16 protein-coding genes are annotated in these 20,252 nt (G+C 58.5%); 9 read left to right on the top strand and 7 right to left on the bottom strand.

Annotation, left to right across the window (positions count from 1 at the left end; translation table 11 throughout):
• Positions 1-409: 409 nt before the first annotated feature.
• Positions 410-646 (top strand): hypothetical protein, encoded by a 237-nt coding sequence (locus AC2FNR_RS11405; protein WP_170354327.1) that lies wholly within the window; start codon positions 410-412, stop codon positions 644-646.
• Here the strand turns inward: AC2FNR_RS11405 and AC2FNR_RS11400 are convergent.
• The gene (locus AC2FNR_RS11400; RefSeq protein ID WP_170354328.1) at positions 635-1,258 is read right to left on the bottom strand and encodes a helix-turn-helix domain-containing protein; all 624 of its coding nucleotides are present in this window, start codon (positions 1,256-1,258) and stop codon (positions 635-637) included. The two genes, AC2FNR_RS11405 and AC2FNR_RS11400, sit on opposite strands and share 12 nt — an antisense overlap.
• Before the next feature lie 65 nt (positions 1,259-1,323).
• Here AC2FNR_RS11400 and AC2FNR_RS11395 point away from each other — a divergent pair, with 65 nt between their 5' ends.
• The 4 genes from AC2FNR_RS11395 to AC2FNR_RS11380 all read left to right on the top strand — a co-directional run bounded on the left by AC2FNR_RS11395 (position 1,324) and on the right by AC2FNR_RS11380 (position 6,496).
• Positions 1,324-2,841, top strand: coding sequence for a class I adenylate-forming enzyme family protein (locus AC2FNR_RS11395; RefSeq protein WP_496849103.1), 1,518 nt, complete (start codon positions 1,324-1,326; stop codon positions 2,839-2,841).
• Positions 2,838-3,497, top strand: coding sequence for a DsbA family oxidoreductase (locus tag AC2FNR_RS11390; protein WP_170354330.1), 660 nt, complete (start codon positions 2,838-2,840; stop codon positions 3,495-3,497). Before AC2FNR_RS11395 ends, AC2FNR_RS11390 begins: the two co-directional genes overlap by 4 nt.
• 75 nt (positions 3,498-3,572) lie before the next feature.
• Positions 3,573-4,781 carry a multidrug effflux MFS transporter gene (locus AC2FNR_RS11385; RefSeq protein ID WP_496849102.1) on the top strand — a complete coding sequence of 403 codons (1,209 nt, stop codon included), beginning with the start codon at positions 3,573-3,575 and terminating at the stop codon, positions 4,779-4,781.
• A 56-nt stretch (positions 4,782-4,837) separates the two neighbouring features.
• Positions 4,838-6,496 (top strand): tetratricopeptide repeat protein, encoded by a 1,659-nt coding sequence (locus tag AC2FNR_RS11380; RefSeq protein WP_496849101.1) that lies wholly within the window; start codon positions 4,838-4,840, stop codon positions 6,494-6,496.
• 136 nt (positions 6,497-6,632) lie between these two features.
• Here the strand turns inward: AC2FNR_RS11380 and mfd are convergent, their stop codons facing one another.
• Both mfd and AC2FNR_RS11370 read right to left on the bottom strand, forming a co-directional pair.
• Positions 6,633-10,091 (bottom strand): transcription-repair coupling factor, encoded by a 3,459-nt coding sequence (mfd, locus tag AC2FNR_RS11375; RefSeq protein ID WP_496849100.1) that lies wholly within the window; start codon positions 10,089-10,091, stop codon positions 6,633-6,635.
• A 21-nt stretch (positions 10,092-10,112) separates the two neighbouring features.
• Positions 10,113-10,637, bottom strand: coding sequence for a component of SufBCD complex (locus AC2FNR_RS11370; protein WP_209194497.1), 525 nt, complete (start codon positions 10,635-10,637; stop codon positions 10,113-10,115).
• 120 nt (positions 10,638-10,757) lie between these two features.
• Here AC2FNR_RS11370 and hemB point away from each other — a divergent pair, with 120 nt between their 5' ends.
• From hemB to AC2FNR_RS11350, 4 genes are all read left to right on the top strand, one after another.
• Entirely contained in the window at positions 10,758-11,756 is a 999-nt protein-coding gene (gene hemB / locus AC2FNR_RS11365) for a porphobilinogen synthase (RefSeq protein WP_496849099.1), read from the top strand.
• 139 nt (positions 11,757-11,895) lie between these two features.
• Entirely contained in the window at positions 11,896-12,468 is a 573-nt protein-coding gene (locus tag AC2FNR_RS11360; RefSeq protein WP_170354336.1) for a lipid-binding SYLF domain-containing protein, read from the top strand.
• Positions 12,469-12,637: 169 nt separating this feature from the next.
• Complete coding sequence (locus AC2FNR_RS11355) at positions 12,638-15,100, top strand: penicillin acylase family protein (RefSeq protein WP_496849098.1); 2,463 nt, start codon at positions 12,638-12,640, stop codon at positions 15,098-15,100.
• Between the two features lie 108 nt (positions 15,101-15,208).
• Positions 15,209-15,604 carry an SgcJ/EcaC family oxidoreductase gene (locus AC2FNR_RS11350; protein WP_496849097.1) on the top strand — a complete coding sequence of 132 codons (396 nt, stop codon included), beginning with the start codon at positions 15,209-15,211 and terminating at the stop codon, positions 15,602-15,604.
• A 3-nt stretch (positions 15,605-15,607) separates the two neighbouring features.
• Here AC2FNR_RS11350 and hflX read toward each other — a convergent pair whose 3' ends face one another.
• The 4 genes from hflX to trkA form a co-directional block, all read right to left on the bottom strand.
• Complete coding sequence (gene hflX / locus AC2FNR_RS11345; RefSeq protein WP_496849096.1) at positions 15,608-16,879, bottom strand: GTPase HflX; 1,272 nt, start codon at positions 16,877-16,879, stop codon at positions 15,608-15,610.
• Entirely contained in the window at positions 16,879-17,118 is a 240-nt protein-coding gene (gene hfq, locus AC2FNR_RS11340; protein ID WP_005982826.1) for an RNA chaperone Hfq, read from the bottom strand. The genes hflX and hfq overlap by 1 nt, the downstream gene beginning before the upstream one ends.
• A 126-nt stretch (positions 17,119-17,244) precedes the next feature.
• Positions 17,245-18,783 (bottom strand): TrkH family potassium uptake protein, encoded by a 1,539-nt coding sequence (locus AC2FNR_RS11335; RefSeq protein WP_496849095.1) that lies wholly within the window; start codon positions 18,781-18,783, stop codon positions 17,245-17,247.
• On the bottom strand, positions 18,783-20,159 hold the full coding sequence (trkA, locus tag AC2FNR_RS11330; protein WP_170724253.1) for a Trk system potassium transporter TrkA: 1,377 nt from the start codon (positions 20,157-20,159) through the stop codon (positions 18,783-18,785). Before trkA ends, AC2FNR_RS11335 begins: the two co-directional genes overlap by 1 nt.
• Positions 20,160-20,252: the final 93 nt, after the last annotated feature.

Here is a 20,252-nt window from a genome sequence, read left to right as displayed (position 1 = left end):
CTGCAACATTCCCTACATGGTGTGTGTTGCAGACTGCCAGCCACCAAAAGCTGCGTATGCCTTTGGTTTTCATCATATTTACGACAATCGCAGAAATACCTTTACGAAATACATCTTTGCGTTGTAGCCTTTTGACAGAGATACGCTTCGCGCGGCCATAATATTCATTTGTTTTTAATACCATAACGTTCCACCTGCCGCGCGGCGCACAACAATCACGGACCAGCCTCCACTCACTCCAAACACCGGTCCGTCGGCCCGTTGCGGTTTGCCTGCAACGGGCTTTTTTGTATTGCGCCCAAAGCACCCTCAGGGTGCGACATTTTGTCATGCGACCCGCGCAGCCCCCCCTTCGTAACCTATTGGAAGGCCGGGCAGCGATGGAACCTGAAAAACGGGATGCGAACAGATGTTGAACTGGACTGACCTGACGCAAGACTGGGATGCGATGTACGCGCGGGCAAAACGGCGTTTTCCGAACCTGCGCGAACAGGACAAGACGCAACTCAGCAAAGATCGCAAGGGATTTGAAGCCTATCTGGCCAAGCGCCACCACCTGACCGTAAATGAAGCTCGGGAAGAGCTGGAAGACTTCCTGTTCACCGAAGGACTGAACCGCGAGTTCAGCCGCGGGCTAGGCAAGTGACGTCACCCAAAGGATCATCGCGTCCTCATCACTGACAGATACGACGTTGTGCCCCATGCTGCCGTCGTAATAAGCGCTGTCGCCACGGCGCATTTCGACCGGTTCATAGAATTCCGTATACAGCCGCACTACCCCAGTCAGCACATACAGAAATTCTTCACCGTCATGACGCACCCAGCCGTCGAATTCATCCATTGACCGGGCACGAACGCGGGCGCGGTAAGGGAGCATCTGCTTCTTTGTCAGCGTTTCGGCCAGCAACTCATGCTCATAGGTCGTGGTCGGGTGTGCCGCGCCCTCGCCCATCCGCGTGACTGACATCCGCCCGATCACCTGTTCGCGCTGCGGAGGCGTGAACAGCTGAGGCACCGAAATCTCCAACCCTACAGCCAGTTTTTTCAGAGCGTCATAGGTAGGGGACATTTGCCCGTTCTCGATCTTGCTAAGCGTCGATCGCGCCAGCCCCGCCTGCGTGGCCGCCTGTTCCAGCGTCCAGCTGCGCGCCTTGCGTAATTCGCGCACACGGGCACCCAGGTCCAGCGGCTCTAGTTCCGTGTGTTCTCCGGTTTCGCGCGCGATGCGGATCAGCGATGTCTGGTCTTCTTTGCTCATGCGTCATTCTATAGGGGCAGGCTGTCCCGCTTGCAACGCGGCAGTCGTCACGTTAGCCAAGGCCCATGCTGTCTGTGTTTGATCAAGGCCCTCCCCCGCCCTGTCCCGCGCCCTTCAATCTGGCGGCCCATGTGTTGCGTCATGCAGATCGTCTGGCGGAAAAGACGGCCTTGTCCGTCATCGGCGGAGATGATCCTCAGGACTGGACCTATGCCGCGCTCAAACAGGCTATTCTGGGAACAGGGGCCGGGTTGCTTCAAACCGGTTTGCATCCCGGCGATATCGCGTTGATGCGCCTTGGGAATACTGTTGATTTCCCAATCGCCTATCTTGGAGCGATCGCAGTTGGGATTGTACCCGTTCCAACTTCGTCGCAGCTGACTGCGCCCGAGACGGCGAAGATCATTCAAGATCTGAACCCCACCGCTGTGCTCCGAGACCCCTCGGTCGCATGCACGGATCACCCGATGCAGATCACCCTGCCAGACCTTGCCGTGATGCGGAACCTATCGCCCGCCGCGTTCCAGATGGGTGACCCCGATCGTATGGCCTATGTGGTCTATACGTCTGGTACTTCCGGCAAACCGCGTGCCGTGGCGCATGCACATCGTGCGATCTGGGCGCGACAAATGATGGTCGACGGCTGGTATGGGCTGCGCGAGGATGACCGACTTTGTCATGCGGGTGCATTTAACTGGACCTACACCTTGGGCACGGGGCTAATGGACCCCTGGACCATCGGAGCGACCGCGTTGATCCCCGACCCCGGCACCGAGCTTACCTCGCTGCCAAATGTGATACGCGACCACAGGGTCTCGATCTTTGCAGCCGCGCCGGGCGTATTCCGCAAGATTGTCGCATCGACTGGTACTTTGCATTTGCCCGAATTGCGCCACGGCTTATGCGCAGGCGAAAAGCTGTCGCCAACTTTGCACCAGCATTGGCTGCGCGCCACAGGGACTGAGCTGTTCGAAGCCTACGGAATGTCTGAATGCTCGACCTTCATCTCGTCCAGCCCCGACCATCCGGCACGGGGTGAGGCGCTGGGACAACCGCAACCCGGTCGCCGCGTGGCGATCCTGGGCCCGGATGGTCCAGTCCCGCAGGGTCAGGAAGGCACCATCGCCATTCACCGCGATGATCCGGGTTTGATGCTGACCTATCTGAATGCCCCGGAAGAGGCACAGGCCCGGATGCAGGGTGACTGGTTTCTGACCGGCGATCAGGGTGCCATGGCCATAGACGGTCAGATCACCTATCTCGGGCGCGATGACGACATGATGAACGCGGGCGGCTATCGCGTGTCACCTGTCGAGGTTGAGGCCGTGTTGTCCCAGTATCCCGGCATCACACAGGTCGGCGCTGCCGCAGTCGAGGTCAAACAGGACACGTTCCTGATAGCAGCCTTCTACACCGGGCCGGAAAAGCTGGACGAGACGGTCCTGCGCACCTATGTGGAGGCCAACCTGGCGCGGTACAAACAACCTCGCGCCTTCATCCACCTGCCCGAGCTTCCGACTGGCGGCAACGGAAAACTCCTGCGCCGGGCGCTTCCGGCCTATTTCAAGGCGAGCCAACCATGACCCAGACCGTCAAGCTTGATATCATGTCCGATCCGATCTGCCCGTGGTGTTACATCGGCAAGACCCACCTGGACAAGGCATTGGCTGCGATCCCTGATCATCCGTTCGTTATCGAATGGCACCCGTTCCAACTGAACCCCGACATGCCCGATGCCGGTATGGACCGCCGCGAATACCTCGAACGCAAGTTCGGTGGCAAAGAGGGCGCGGTGCGCGCTTATGCGCCGGTGGTGGAACACGCCGAAAACGCGGGTCTGAAAATCGACTTTGAAGGGATGAAGCGAACCCCCAACACGCTGGACGCACATCGCCTAATTCACTGGGCCGGAATCGAAGGCAAACAAACCCAGGCCGTGGACGCCCTGTTTGATGCCTATTTCGTGCAGACCCGTGACATTGGCGACCACGAAGTTCTGGCCGATATCGCAGATACAATCGGCATGGACGCCGCTGTCGTTCTGAAACTGCTGAAGTCAGACGCGGACCGGGAAGATATCAGCAACCGCGACAGCCACTCACGTCAGATGGGAGTGAACTCGGTCCCCACCTTTATCGTGGCCAACCAGCATGCGGTTCCCGGTGCGCAACCGCCCGAGATGTGGGAACGTGTAATCGCTGACATCATGTCTCAACTTGAGGCTTCCTCTGCAAATTAGCACAGCCCCCTGTGCATCGACATGGCTGGCGCCCCCTGACCGTGCGTGATAGCGCGAATAGGTCAGGAGGGCCCAATGGCGCATCGTATGTCACGCGGAGAGTTTGTCGCGCTTGTCGCAATGATGTTTGCGACGATCGCCTTTTCCATCGACTCGATCCTGCCTGCGCTGCCTGATATCGGCGCGCAGTTCAGCCCTGATGACATCAACAAGGCGCAACTGATCCTGACCTCGTTTGTGTTGGGGATGGGGATCGGCACGTTCTTCACTGGCCCGTTGTCAGACGCGTTTGGCCGCAAACCCGTAATCTATGTGGGATCGGCGCTTTACATTGTGTCTGCGGCAGTTGCTTGGGCCAGCTCATCGCTTGAGATGTTACTCATCGCCCGCATTTTTCAGGGAATGGGCTGTTCCGCCCCGCGCGTGGTTGCGATGGCCATCATCCGCGACCTCTATTCCGGGCGTGAAATGGCGCGCATCGTCTCTATCGCTATGATGATCTTTACTCTGGTCCCTGCGATTGCTCCGATGATGGGCGCTGGTGTCATCGCTTTGACGGGATGGCGCGGCATTTTCGTATGTTTCATGCTGTTTTCGCTGATCACCATCGTCTGGATGGGCCTACGCCTTCCCGAGTCTCTGACACCCGAGAACCGCCGCCACCTGCGCTTTCCGCTGATGCTGGATGCGGCGCATCAGATGTTTGCCCATCCCTCGGTCCGTGTGTCGATTTTGGTTCAGACCCTGTGCCTTGGAATGCTGTTCACGATGCTGACAATGGTTCAGCAGGTCTATGGCGAGATCCACGACAGCGCCCATAGCTTCCCGTTTTGGTTTGGCTTCGTCGCGCTGATGTCCGGCTCGGCCAGCCTGTTGAATGCGGCGCTGGTGGTACGGTTGGGAATGCGGCGCATCGTGACCTGGGTATTGGGCGGTCAGATCCTGTTTACTTCATCTGTGCTGCTGCTGAATTCATTCGACCTGTCGGCCAACCTCTCCTTCGCGCTGTTCGTCAGTTGGCAAACGGCGGTGTTCTTCATGGCCGGAATGACCATGGGTAACCTCAACGCCATCGCGATGGAGCCGATGGGCCACATCGCTGGCATGGCGGCCTCGGTCATCGGCGCGGTCTCAACTGTTCTGGCTGCCGTCATTGCCGGTTCGATCGGGTTGCTGTTCGATGGGTCAATTCTGCCGCTGGGCGCTGGCATTCTGACCATGAGCACACTGGGTTTCGTCCTGATGTTGCATATGGGGCGGATCGAAAACCGACTGCCTGCCTGATCTGTGCAAGACTTTGAAATCGCGCTAGGCTTCTCCCAACCCGAGGGGAGACTCCGATGAGCGATTATTACGATTTGGGCACATATTCCTGCCCGGTCACCACCACCTCACCCGAGGCACAGCTGTGGTTCGACCGCGGATTAAACTGGACCTATGGCTATAACCATGACGAAGCGGTCGTTTGCTTTCAAAAGGCTGCCGATGCCGACCCCGACTGTGCGATGGCTTATTGGGGGATCGCTTATGCGGCAGGGCCAAATTACAACCTGCCCTGGGATTTGCGCGATAATCGAGGGCAGAAAAAGGCGCTGGCGCTGGCCTATGACGCGACACAGCAGGCGGTTGCTTTGGCAGACAGTGGGTCACCAGTCGAGCAAGCCCTGATCCACGCCCTGCCCGCGCGGTATCCTCAGCGCGATCCGATCCCCGACATGCATATCTGGGACCACAACTTCGCCGACGCTATGCGCCACGCTTTTGCCGCACAGCCCGATCACCTGGACCTGCGAACGATCTATGTCGAGGCGCTGCTGAACCTGACCCCCTGGCAAATGTGGGACTTGAAAACCGGCCAGCCCGCCAAAGGTGCCGCCACGATCGAAGCGCAAAAGGCGTTAGAAGACGCCATGGCCAATGATCCCGCCGCCATGTCCCATCCCGGGCTTCTGCATCTCTATGTGCATCTGATGGAGATGTCTCCGACCCCAGAAAAAGCCCTGAAAGCTGGCGATGTCCTGCGCACTTTGGTCCCCGATGCGGGCCATCTGGTGCACATGCCCACCCATATCGACGTGCTGTGCGGCAACTATCACAATGTGGTTCATTGGAACGAAAAGGCCATCGAGGCCGACTTAAAGTATTATGAACGCGAAGGCGCGTTCAATATCTACACAGGCTACCGTCAGCACGACTACCACTTCGTCATCTACGGCGCGCTGTTTCTGGGGCAGATGGAACCTGCCCTGCGCGCCAATCAGGGCCTTTGGGACACCACACCCGAAGACATGCTGCGCATCGAAAGCCCGCCCATGGCCGATTACTTCGAAAGCTATATGTCCATGGGCCCCCATATCCTGATCCGCTTTGGTCGATGGGATGAGGCCAAAGCGCTGGAGCTGCCCTCGGACCCCGACTTATATCGAACACTGACTGCGACCACGTTTTACGCCCGCGCGATTGCCTATGCCGCGACCGGAGACGTGGCCGAGGCCGAAACCGAAGAACAACTTTTTCTATCAGCCAAAGCCCGCGTCCCCGAAACTCGTCTGATGCACAACAACCGTGTTGTAGACCTGCTGGAGATCGCCCACGAAATGCTGCGGGGTGAGATCGAATACCGAAAGGAAAACTTCGACGCGGCCTATGCCCACCTGCGCCGCTCGGTCGAATTGGACGACAACCTGCCCTATGACGAGCCGTGGGGCTGGATGCAGCCCACCCGTCATGCGCTAGGTGCTCTTTTGTTCGAACAAGGCCACGTGACCGAAGCCGAGGCCATCTATCGCGAAGACCTTGGCCTTGGTGGCACACTCAGCCGCGCGTCGATCCACCCGGACAACGTCTGGAGCCTCAAGGGCCTACACGATTGCCTCAAGGCGCGGAACGAAACGGTCGAAATCCAACAGATCAGACAACGGTTGGACCTTGCCTTGGCTCGGGCAGATCGGGCAGTCGCAGCCTCGTGTTTCTGCGCCCAAGCCGCGATGCGCAGTTAATTCGCGCTGACGCGCGATGCCTCCGGCGGAGGTATTTTTAGCCAGATGAAGCTGGGATCCCTTGTTCATCTTGTCCGAAATACCTCGGGGGAGTCGCGCGGCACGCGCGGCGGGGGCAGCGCCCCCTGCACTGGCATCAGCCTGCTTTAGCCTTCTTTTTCTGGGCGATGACTTTCTCGGCCAGATCACGAGCGATGGCAAAAGCCCCTTTGATCTTGTCGCCATCATTCTTCCAGTCGCGCCGCACAACGATCTTGTTGTCCTTTACCTTGGCCATGCCGCGCTGGTTTTGAATGAACTCAACCAGCCCCTGCGGAGACGCAAACTTGTCGTTGTGGAACTGAATGGTCGCGCCCTTCGGCCCCCCGTCCAGCTTGGCGATACCTGCTCGTTTGCACATGGCTTTGATGCGGACAACCAGCATCAGGGTGTTCACTTCTTTCGGCAGTTTGCCGAACCGGTCGATCAACTCGGCCGCAAAGCCCTCTAGCTCAACTTTGGTCGACAGCGAGGACAAGCGACGGTAAAGACCCAAACGCACATCCAGATCGGGTACGTAGTCTTCCGGGATCAGGACGGGAACGCCCAGATTGATCTGCGGCGCCCATTGGTCATCGCTGTCGGACAGCCCCTCCATCTCTCCGGATTTGATCTTGGCAATCGCCTCTTCCAGCATGGACTGGTAGAGTTCATAGCCCACGTCGCGCATCTGACCCGATTGCTCCTCGCCCAGCAGGTTGCCAGCGCCACGAAGGTCCAGATCCTGTGAGGCCAGCGTGAACCCGGCCCCCAGTGTATCCAGCGAGCCCAGAACGCGCAGGCGTTTCTCGGCCGTGGCTGTCAGTTTCTTACGCGGTTTGGTCGTCAGGTAGGCATAGGCGCGGGTTTTTGAACGCCCCACCCGGCCGCGAATTTGATAGAGTTGTGACAGGCCGAACATATCCGCCCGATGCACGACCATCGTGTTTGCGGTCGGAATATCCAGCCCGCTTTCCACAATCGTAGTCGCCAGCAGCACATCGTATTTGCCGTCGTAGAAAGCGTTCATACGGTCATCAAGTTCCCCCGCCGCCATCTGACCGTGGGCGACAACATAGGTCAGTTCAGGCAGTTGCTCTTTCAGGAACTCTTCGATCTCGGGCAGGTCCGAGATACGCGGGACAACGTAGAAACTCTGCCCGCCACGGTAATGTTCGCGCAGCAGCGCCTCGCGGATGGTGACCGCATCGAATTCGCTGACATAGGTGCGGATGGCGAGACGGTCGATAGGTGGCGTGCCGATGATTGACAGGTCGCGTACGCCGGTCAGAGACAGCTGCAGGGTGCGCGGGATCGGCGTTGCCGTCAGGGTCAGGACGTGGATGTCGCTGCGCAGCTGTTTCAGGCGTTCTTTGTGGCCGACGCCGAAATGCTGCTCTTCGTCGATGATCAGCAGGCCCAGATTGTTGAAACGGATGCCCTTGGCCAGCAGTGCGTGGGTGCCGATCACGATATCGACTGTGCCGCGTGCCAGCCCGTCGCGGGTTTGCTGCGCTTCTTTCGCGGACACGAACCGCGACAGTTGGCGCACTTCCAGCGGGAACCCCCGGAAGCGGTCTTTGAACGAGGCCGCGTGTTGGCGGGCCAGCAGCGTTGTCGGCGAAATCACCGCCACCTGCACGCCGGACATGGCGGCGACAAAGGCGGCGCGCATGGCGACCTCAGTCTTGCCAAAGCCCACATCGCCGCAGATCAGTCGATCCATCGGCGCGCCGGAATGCATGTCCTCCATCACTTCGGAAATCGCGCGCAGCTGGTCGTCGGTTTCCTGATAAGGAAAGCGCGCGCTGAACTCCTCCCACGCGTGGGGCGGTGGGTCCATCACCGGTGCTTTGCGCAGCGCGCGTTCGGCGGCGATGCGGATCAGCTTATCCGCCATCTCGCGGATACGCTCTTTCAGCTTGGCTTTTTTAGCCTGCCATGCGCCACCGCCGAGACGGTCCAGCAGACCTTCGTCATGGCCGTATTTCGATAGCAACTCGATGTTTTCGACCGGTAGATACAATTTCGACTGTTCGGCGTATTCCAGCAGCAGGCATTCATGGGCGGCGCCGGCGGCGGTGACGACCTCCATCCCCTGATAGCGGCCGATGCCGTGATCCACATGGACGACCAGATCGCCGGGGGTTAGGGATTGGGTCTCGGTCAGGAAGTTCTCGGCCTTGCGACGCTTCTTGGGTTGGCGGATCAGGCGGTCGCCCAGCACGTCCTGTTCGGCAATGACCGTCAGGTCGGGCGTCTCAAACCCATGCTCCAGCGCCCAGACGGCCAGATGCAGGCCCCGTTTACCGACGCGGGTGCCATCGGTGACAGGGATCGCCTCGGCCAGACCTTCGTCTTCGATCAAACCGGTCAGGCGTTCGCGGGCGCCTTCGGAATAAGACGCAATCAGCACCGGGCCTTTGGCCATCTTGTCGGTGATATGCGCGGCCAAAGCCCCAAACAGGCTGATGCTTTCCTGCTGCCGTTCGGGTGCAAAGTTGCGTCCGATCCGCCCGCCCGCGTCGATCACGCCCGGCCCGCTGGCCTTAGGTAAAGGGCTGAATTGCATCACCCGACGATCGCCGACCGCAGCCTCCCAAGCCGTATCGTCCAGATAGAGCAATCCGGGCGGGGTCGGCTTGTAGACCGTGTCCATGCGGGATCGGTTGGCCAGTGCCAGTTTTCGGGTTTCATACTGATCGGCAATCGTATCCCACCGCGCCAGACGCGCGGGTGTGACCTGATCATCGACGGTGATCGATGCTTCGGGAAGGTAGTCGAACAGCGTCTCCAGCTTGTCGTGGAAGAAGGGCAGCCAGTGTTCAATGCCCTGATGTTTGCGCCCTGCGCTGACTGCCTCGTACAGGGGATCATCGGTGCCCGCCGCGCCGAACTCGATACGATAGTTCTGGCGGAAACGCGTGATGGCGGCCTCGTCCAGAATAACCTCGGAGACCGGGGCCAGTTCCACCACCTCCAGTTTTTCGGTGGTGCGCTGCGAGACGGGATCGAACCGGCGCGCGCCGTCCAGAACGTCTCCGAACAGGTCCAGACGCACGGGGCCGGACTCGCCCGGAGGGAAGATGTCGATGATGCCGCCGCGAATGGCATAGTCGCCGGGCTCCATCACCGTGGGGCTTTGGGTGAAACCCATGCGGACAAGGAAGTTGCGCAACGCGGCCTCGTCCACGCGGTGATTGACGCGGGCGGTAAACGCGGCCTCGCGCAGAACCTCGCGCGCGGGCACGCGTTGGGTGGCGGCATTCAGCGTGGTCAGCAGCACGAACCGGTCGGGCATCTGATGCACCAGCGCGGCCAGCGTCGCCACACGGGCGGCGGCGATGTCGGCGTTGGGCGAGACGCGGTCATAGGGCAGACAATCCCAGCCCGGAAATACAAAGACGGGCATATCGGGCGCAAAGAACGCCAGCGCGGCGCGCATCGCTTCAAGCCGTTTGTCATCACGCGCCACATGGCATACCGGTCCGCCCGAGCGGGTGATCTCATTCAGGACAAGCTGCGCGTCAAACCCTTCGGGCGCGCCGCCAACCGTGACATGGTTCGGAGCCTTCATCGCCCTGCCTTTCCGAATTCTCTATCCCAGAACGCCAATCGAAAAGTTCTGATACATACCCCAGAGCGAGGTGATCAAGATCGAAATCATTCCGACAATCTGCGTATAAATCCTGCACCGGGTCAGTATTTTAGCAACCGGTTCAAGGCCAACCTCGGTTCGCTGCAACTTACGAGCCGCCGAGATGTTGATCAGCATGACCAAACCGACCGGAAACAACAACAAGAATACCGCCTGTGCAAGTTCAATCCCGTAATAAAAGCCAAGCGTAGCCAGACCTGTGAAAAAGAAACAGCCAAACGCCAGAATAACCAGTCCCGAAACCTCGACGATGTAAATCAGCCGATTAACGTTTATCCGAACGATATCCAACAGATCCTGCTCGGCCTGACCTCCGTTGCGACGGGCGCGCGAAACGAGATCAAACGGAACCCCCATCGCCCAGTGGCTAGCTGAAGACCAAAGCACCGCCAGCACGATCCAATACCAAAGATTGGAAAAGCTGCGCATGTCAATGACTTCAAAGATCGAAGAGTATAAGTTCACGCATCGGCCCCTTGTTCACTGTCACCAGGGACCCTCTTCGCACCGGCGCGTCCATCGTTACCCTTGAGACTACGCGGAATTCATGCCACCCAATGCGGGAATATTCAAGGAGAGTGCGACATGAAACCCACCATCGCCCCCTATCCCCAGACCCGCTTTCGCAGGGCCCGTCAATCGCCAGCTATACGCGGGTTAGTGCGCGAGAACACTCTGACCACGGATGATCTGATCTGGCCGGTCTTTGTCCGCGATGGAGAGGGTGTGGAAGAGCACGTTCCATCGATGCCCGGCGTCGTCCGCCGCTCGGTCGACTTGATCGCAAAGGCCGCTGTCGAGGCACAGGCGCTTGGAATCCCGGCAATCTGCATCTTTCCTTACACCGATCCCGGCCTGAAAACCGAGGACTGTGCCGAAGCCTGGAACCCTGACAATCTGTCCAACCGGGCAATACGGGCCATCAAGGCAGCGGCGCCTGATATCGCAGTGATGACCGACGTGGCGCTGGACCCCTACAACATCAATGGCCATGACGGCTATGTCGTAGATGGCGAGATTGTGAATGACCAGACCGTCGAGGCATTGGTCAAAATGACGCTCGCGCAGGCCGACTCCGGAGCAGACATCATCGGCCCTTCGGACATGATGGACGGTCGGATCGGGGCTATGCGTCAGGCCTTGGAAGCGGCAGGGCACCATAATGTGATGATCCTGAGCTATGCTGCCAAATACGCCAGCGCCTTTTATGGTCCGTTCCGCGATGCGGTGGGTGCCTCAGGCGCGCTGACCGGTGACAAAAAGACCTATCAGATGGACCCGGCGAACTCGGACGAGGCCCTGCGGTTGATTGAACGCGACCTAACCGAAGGCGCGGATATGGTGATGATCAAACCCGGGATGCCCTATCTGGACATCTGCCGCCGAGTAAAAGACACCTTCGGGGCACCGACCTATGCCTATCAGGTCTCGGGTGAATACGCGATGGTTCAGGCCGCGGCGCAGAACGGTTGGATCGACGGGGAAAAAGTGATGCTGGAAAGCCTGCTTGCATTCAAACGCGCGGGCTGCGACGGCATACTGACTTATTTCGCACCGGCGGTCGCTAAGCTGTTGCAAGGTTAAAAGACATATTGTCGCGAATTTTCGCCGATTGTGATCGGTACGGGGCCAGCTTTCCCGTGACACGCAGAATCAATCGGCGTATCCTTGCAGATAAGATCGGGAACACCCGACAATTCAGGCAGTTATACAGAGAAAAAACATGAGCAGTTCCAACTCCCCCCGACTAAGCCGTCGCGGCTTTGCCATTGGCATGGCTGGCCTGACCCTGACTGCCGCTTGCGGCAACGGTGTCGGCAATTCGAACGCAGCCACGATTGATGCGCGTGTCGATGCGACCTTGACCGAAATGTACGCTCGCTACCCCAACACGGTTGAGATCGCAGAAAAAGCCAACGGCATGCTGGTCATGCCGCTGATAACAGAGGCCGGATTTGTATTTGGTGGCGGATATGGCCGCGGCGCACTGCGTATCAACGGCGCCACTGTCGATTACTACTCGGCAGTCAAAGGCACCGCCGGGTTGCAGATCGGGGCGCAGCAATATGCACATGTCCTGTTCTTCATGACGCAAGACGCGCTAAACGATTTCCGCCGTTCCAGCGGTTGGACCGCTGGGGCCGATATCGGCTATGTGGTCAGCGATCAGGGCGATAGCCTTTCGACCGACACAACAACACTGCGTTCACCCGTGTTGGCTGCTGTATTTGGCCAAGCCGGCCTGCAGATTGGCGCCACCGTAGAAGGCACGAAATACACACGGATCATTCCGTAAGACCCGAACCGGAGACCCCCGGTTTCGCCCCGCCCTGACCTCGGTCAGCGGCGGGGTTTGCGTTTCGTAACGGCGCAGTGGAACAAACTGCCCGCGCTGCTCTTTCGGTTCGCGATGGGTTCCTTTACTCTTGCGCCATTCGACGGATGAACAGGAAATTGGACCGCAGATGGCTATAGTATTTCGCTGGCTGGTGCGTATCGCATCGGGCCTCGTTCTGTTAACTTTGGCCGCTGTCCTGCTGGTGTATTTTCTGGCCAGTCAATCCTTGCCGGAATATGATCATACGGTCGAAGTTCAGGGCCTGACAGCCCCGGTCGAGATCGTCCGCGACACTGCAAATGTTCCTCATATATTGGGTGCGACTGACCCGGATGTGTTCTTTGGGCTGGGCTATGCGCATGCTCAGGACCGGCTTTGGCAGATGACCGTTCTGCGCAGAACCGCACAGGGGCGTTTATCCGAGGTTTTTGGCGCACGCACCGTTCACATCGACAAACTGTTACGCAGACTGGACCTGTACGGGCTGGCCCATCGCTCGGTCACGGTTCAGGACGACTATACCAAAGCAGCCCTGCGGGCGTATGCCTCGGGGGTAAACGCACGTCTGGCCGAGATCAACGAAAGCGCGTTGGGTCGCGGCGCACCCGAGATGTTCCTGTTCAACGCGCCGGTCTCTCCTTGGCAACCCGGCGACAGCCTAGCGGTCATCAAGCTGATGGCATTGCAGCTTTCCGGACATCTTGAGGATGAGGTGCTGCGGGCGCGCACATCGCTAATGCTGAACGATGCCGAAAGACTGGCTGATATTTTACCCGATGTTCCGGGGTCGGGGATCGCAGCCCTACCCGAATACGCAACTTTGTTTCCCGGCGTTCCCCGCTACGCGGCGGGAACCCCAAGGCCCGATACCCCGTTATCACCATTTCCCAAGCGCGGACTGGCCGGAGCCTCCAACGCCTGGAGCGCCGCACCTTCACGTTCGGCCATCGGGGGCACCTTGCTGGCCAATGACCCGCATCTGGGCTTTACAGCGCCAGGTATTTGGTATCTGGCCCGTCTGCAACTGGCCAAGGGTGGCGTGATCGGTGCAAGTATCCCCGGCGTTCCGGCAATCATGACCGGGCGCAGCGATCGTCTGGGATGGGGGCTGACATCGTCCTATCTGGACGACCAGGACATACATATCGAACAGCTCAACCCCGACAACCCTGAAGAATACCTGACGCCTGACGGTTTCAAACAGTTCCGCAGCCGTCCATCGATCATAGAAATAAAGGACGAAGCGCCCATTACACTGACCTTGCGCTGGACAGAGAACGGACCTGTCCTGCCCGGCAGTGACTTTGACTTGGGAACCATCACGCCTCCGGGGCATGTAACGTCGTTGTCGTGGACTGCGCTCAGCGCGCAGGATACCTCGATGTCTGCTTCAATGGCGCTGATGAATGCGGACACAGTGCGACAGGCGATTGACACGGCCGAGCTTTTCATTGCTCCGTCCCAGAACCTTTCGCTGGTCGATACGGATACCATTGGTATGAAACTGATCGGTGCGATGCCCCGCCGCGACCTGCGAAACCAAAGCCGGGGACGCATTCCGACACCGGGTTGGCTGAACGAGAACCGCTGGCAGGGACGTCTGCCCTATGGCGACAACCCCGAATTCGTGGCCCCTGCAGGCGGTATCCTAGGTAATACCAACAACAAGGTCATCAACCGCCCATTTCCGAGACATGTGTCGTATGAATGGGGCGATACCCAACGCATTCACAGATGGGAAAGGCTGATGCAATCGCGCGAGGTCCATACGCGCGACAGCTTTATCGAGGCACAGCTGGACACCGTAAGCTTCACTGCCCGGTCCCTGTTGCCGCTGATCGGGGCAGATTTGTGGTTCACTGGAGCTTCGGCCCCCGAAGGTACACCAGAACGGCAACGTCAGATTGCACTTAATTTGCTGGCCGAGTGGAATGGCGAGATGAACGAACATCTGCCTGAACCTTTGATCTATGCGGCGTGGCTGCGGGCGCTTCAGATCCGTTTGATCTCGGACGAATTGGGGCCGATTGCGGCAGAGTTTAAACATGTCGAGCCGCTGTTCATCGAACGCGTCTATCGGAACATTGATGGCGCGGCGGTCTGGTGCGACGTTCGGCAAAGCGCACCAACGGAAACATGTAGTGATATGGCCCGCCTTGCACTGGATGATGCGCTGATCTGGATCACCGAGAAATACGGCGGCGCGCTACAGTCCTTACGCTGGGGCGATGCGCATCAGGCGACGCATGATCACCCGGTTCTGGGCTCGGTCCCGGTTCTGCGGTTCTTCGTCAATATCCGCCAATCCACCAGCGGCGGCGACAATACTTTGCTACGCGGGCGCACCTCGGGCGAAGGGCCGGACCCGTTCCAGAACGTTCATGGTGCAGGATATCGGGGCGTCTATGATTTTGCCGACCCCGACAGTTCGGTCTTTATAACGGCAACCGGTCAGTCGGGTCATTTTCTATCCCGCTATTATGATGACCAAGCCCAACTGTGGCGCCGCGGAGAGTATTTTCCGATGTCGCTGGACCTGGATCTCGCCCGCGCGGCTGCGGTCGGCGTTACCAACCTGATCCCGCGCTAATTTCCCCTGTTCGGCAAGACCTTGCCCCTTTTTTCAGCTTACGTGGACGAAAGCGGTGGTTTTGCCGTACCCTCCCCTAAGGCAAAGACATTTGGTTTGGGGGTATTTATGGCCAGCATTCGGGATAGGTTGAACAATCTCGCGCGCGATTATGCGATTGCCTGGAGTTCAGGCAACCCTGACGAAGTGGCGCGGTTTTACGCTCCTGACGGGAAAATCACGATAAACCGAGGAGAGCCGATTGTCGGACGGGCCGCAGTTGCTGAAATGGCGCGCGGGTTCTACGCAGACTTTCCTGACCTCGAGGTGCGCTGCGACATGATGCGATGGGCAGGTAGTCACGCCATCTTTGTTTGGACATTGGAAGGTCATCACGCGCAAACCGGCAACCATGTCATCGCCCGCGGCTGGGAAGAGTGGGAATTGACCGAGGACCACAAGGTGAAAACTTCGCTGCGATGGTTCGACGCCGACGATTATCAACGCCAGATCGACGGGAAATAACGCCTAAAGCGCTGCGAATTGCGCGGCTTGCTTGTCCGTCCATAGAACGGTCAGTTCGAAGCCATCCTCGGTCTGTTTTTCGGCCCGAACCACGTCCTGACGGAACAACCATGCCCGCTTGTCACCCTCGGCATAGCCCAGCAACAGCGTCGTTTCGTGTCGAACCCCTTGAAGCTTGGTCGCGATGTCGGCCAAAAGCGGGCCAACGCCTTCTCCTGTGACCGCCGAAATCGCGTAAACCTCAGGGTCACGATCCGCACGGGCAACAACCGCTTCGCGTTCTTCGGGGTTCAACAGATCGATCTTGTTCCAAACTTCCAGACGCGGGCGGTTATCCTCGACCCCAAGAGAGGTCAGGATGGTTTCGACATCCTGCGCCTGTGCTTCAGTCTCTTCGTGGCTGATGTCGCGAACATGGACGACGATATCGGCACCCAGAACTTCCTCTAACGTGGCGCGAAAGGCAGCCACCAACTCGGTCGGCAGGTTCGAGATAAACCCCACCGTATCCGACAGGATCACCTCGGGACCATCAGGCAGTTCGACCCGGCGCATAGTTGGATCAAGCGTGGCAAACAGCATGTCCTTGGCCATCACTTCGGCACCGGTCAGACGGTTGAACAAAGTGGACTTGCCCGCGTTTGTATAACCCACCAGCGCCACAATCGGATACGGCACCTTGGCACGGGCCGCACGATGCAGGGTGCGTGTCTTGACAACTTTCTGCAATTGCCGCCGCAAGCGAACAAGTTGTTCGTCAATTGCGCGCCGGTCGGCTTCGATCTGTGTCTCGCCGGGGCCGCCGACAAAACCCAATCCGCCGCGCTGTCGTTCCAGGTGGGTCCAGGCGCGTACCAATCGTGTCCGTTGATAGCTGAGTGCGGCCATCTCGACCTGTAGAACACCTTCACGTGTCCGGGCGCGGTCGCTGAAAATCTCGAGGATCAACCCCGTCCGGTCGAGGATTTTGACTTTCCACGCCTTTTCAAGGTTGCGCTGCTGGACAGGCGTCACCGGACCGTCGATCAGCACCAGTTCGATTTTGTTGTCGTGCAGCCGCTCGGCCAGTTCTTCGATCTTGCCACTGCCGAACAACAAACCGGCCTGCGCCCGCGGCAAGCGCACAATTTCTGACCCGACCACGTCAAGGTCGGGCAAAGCAGCGGCCAAAGCAACCGCCTCTGCCAGCGCCGGTTCAGGGACACGGCGCTGTTCATCTGACTTGATTTCCGGATGCAGCACCCAAGCGCGGGTGCGCGTCCTGTCATGTTCCATCAAGAGGCGTCTTCGCCCTCATACAGGTTGATCGGCTGCGATGGCATGATGGTCGAGATCGCATGCTTATAAACCAGCTGCGACTGTCCGTCGCGGCGCAACAACACGCAAAAGTTATCAAACCACGTGATCACACCTTGTAATTTCACACCATTGATCAGGAAAATTGTGACCGGGACCTTTGCCTTACGTACATTGTTCAGGAACGCGTCCTGCAGATTCTGTCTGTCCGAAGCCATATTTTTATAAACTCGCCATTGTTCTTGCTACGCGCTGCGGACCAACGCGCTCCCTCTGGCAGAGTATGGAGTGTCGTTAACCGAGTTTCCAGATGAAAAATCAATCATTAACACGAGTGTTGATTCTCAGTCCCGCCACAAGGACGGTGTGATCAAGGCGATAATTGCCAACGTCTCAAGCCGTCCAATCACCATGGCGGCGCACATTGTCAGCTTTGCGCCCCCCGATAGATCAACCAGTCTGATGGGCACGTCAGTCGCCAATTCGATCAGAGGGCCCGTGGTGCTGAGGGCGGCAACTGTCAAAACCATCGCCTGTTCGAACCCCGCGCCCATTGCTGCCAACAACATGTTGAACAATGCAGCCGTCAACGCGAACATCATCAGAAAGATCCACGCTATAAAGGCGCCGTCGCTTTGGATGCGCTTATTTCCGCCCCCGACCCCGCTAACAGAAGACGGGTAGATCAGCCTGTCGATCTCGCGCGCACCGTTCAGGTAAAGAGCAAACACACGCAGCAGTTTGACCCCTCCGGCCGTGGTCGCGACACCACCGCCAATCAGCGCGATTCCCAACAGAACAAGGCCCGGAGTCCCCAACCCCGACAACTGTTGCGCATCGTTCCAGTTTGCACTTTCGAACCCAGCGGTGGTCAAAAAGGACAATACTGTGAAAACCATCCCCCAGATCACACTGAGCGCTTGAACCGGCGTCAGTTGGTTGCCGATTTCATTCACTCCGGCCCAAACGCGGGTGAACAACAGTGCGGCGACAGCGACAACGATCATAAGGCCGATCCGGAACTCGGGGTCTTTGTCCAACCGCGAATACCCGGTTGTTGCCGTATCGGTGGAAAACGTTAGACGCGACAACGCGAAGAAAAGGAACAGAAAGATGATCGCCTCACCAGTGATCCCAGCCTGCGCTCCTTCCAATCCCCCGACCGGAGAGATACCCGACGTCGCCATCGTGGACATCGCATGACAGATCGCGGTCAGACCGGTTTCCCCGGTTATCAGCAGCAACAAACAGATCACCAGCGTTAACCCAGCATAAACCGGGGTCAGCGTCCGGGTTACGCGGATGAGACGGCCACGCGGATCAACACGTTCACTTTGCGCCACTCCTGTCACAGGACGTCCCGGCTGACCACGCGCCGTTACCTCGAACCCGCCCAGCGACAACGGCGCAAGAATGGCCGCCGCCGAAATCCACATCAGCAGCCCGCCCATCCAACCTACTTGGGCCCGCCACAGATGCAGTGGGGCGCTCAACCGTTCAGGATCGGGGAACAGATCCGCGCCCGTGGTAGTCAAGGCGCTGACCATGTCGAAATAGGCGTTCAGAAAAGTGGTGTTTCCAAGCGCATCATGCAAAGGAATCGCCAAAAACAACGGTAGAACGGTAAAACAGCCAAGAAGCACGGCCAATTGCCCAAGAGTTCCCCGGCGAGGAATACGATTGGATGAGGCCAACGCAATCGTGGCCACCACGAACAAACCCAGTAATCCAGAGTAGAAGAACGACCGCGAGGTATCGTGATCATTCAAAGCCAGCGCATAAGCCGCAGGTATCCACATCGACACCGCAGCAATGCCCCAGATCAGCAAGAACAACGGCAAGCGCCGCACCAGTCCGATCTGATGTGCAACAACCCGCGCCATCAGAAGAAATCAATCGAAACCTGCATCAAGCGCTCGACCTCTGGCACATCCTTGGCCATCGCAAAGATCGCGACCACGTCTTTTTCCTCGATCCGCAGACTGCCCGAGGGACGCACCAACTCATCGCCCTTGCGGACCGCACCCACCAGAACACCTTCGGGGAAGTCAATGTCGCGTAGCCTTTGCCCGGCCATTGGAGAGGTCGAGAGGACTTCGGCCTCGATCACCTCGGCCTCGGCGTCCCCGATCGAATAGACTTGCCGCACCCGCCCGTGCCGGATATGGCGCAGGATCGAACTGACCGTTGTCGCGCGCGGGTTGATATATGCATCAATGCCAAGCGGCCCCATCAGCGCGACCATGCTGGGGTCGTTGATCAAAGCAATCGCCAATGCGCATCCTTCAGCTTTGGCTCGCACGGCAGCCAACATGTTGGCGCGGTCGTCATCCGTCACGGCCAGCATGGCATCCGCCCGTTCGATCCCGGCCTCACGCAGCAGTGCAGCGTCCAGACCATCGCCGTTCAGAACAATTGTCCGTTCCAATGCTTCGGCGGCTTGTTCTGCACAACTGCGGTCCCGCTCGATAATCTTGGCGCGGACACGACTTTCGCGTTCTTCCAATGTGCGCGCGACTTCCAGCCCGACATTGCCGCCTCCAACGATCACCACGCGATCCTGTTTCCTCTGCGCTTTGCCGAAAACCTCCATCGTGCGGTCCACGTCTTTGACATTGGCAAAGACATAGCATTCGTCACCAACGAACAGCTGATCTTCGGATTCCGGCGCAAACAACGTACCCTCGCGCCGCACCCCGACAACGATGGAACTGAGGGTCGAAAACAGATCCGTCAGCTGCCTCAGGGGCGTGTTCACGATCGGGCAATCCTCATCGATACGGATGCCCAAAAGCTGTGCCTTCTCATCCATGAACATCTCGGTATCGAATGCCGAAGGCGCCGAAAGGCGGCGCATGGCGGCAGCGGCCACCTCGCGCTCGGGACTGATTACGACGTCTATAGGCAGGTGATCCCGACGGTAGAGATCTGAGTGAATAGCTTGCAGGTAGGATTTTGACCGCAAACGCGCGATCTTGCGCTGAATTGAAAAAACGGAATGCGCCATCTGACAGGTGACCATGTTCACCTCGTCCGAATGGGTCGCGGCGATGATCATCTCGGCGTCACGCGCACCAGCGCGTTCCAAGACATCCGGGTAGCTGGCAAAGCCGGCAATGCCCTGAACGTCCAGCGTTTCAGTAGCCCTGCGGACAAGATCAGGGTTATTGTCCACTACCGTCACGTCGTTCAATTCGCCCGACAGATGCCGTGCAATCTGCCAGCCTACTTGGCCAGCGCCGCAAATGATGACCTTCATATCGTGGGCCCTTCTGCCTGAACGTTTTGAATGACAGATGGTCCCGAAGTGGTCAATTGAATTGTAAAATCCCTGAGGTCAGGGCATTCTAAG

The organism is Ruegeria sp. SATB045 (assembly GCF_059613525.1).
The sequence above is the reverse complement of the archived record's forward strand: the minus strand, read 5'-3'. Positions and strand labels throughout refer to the sequence as shown.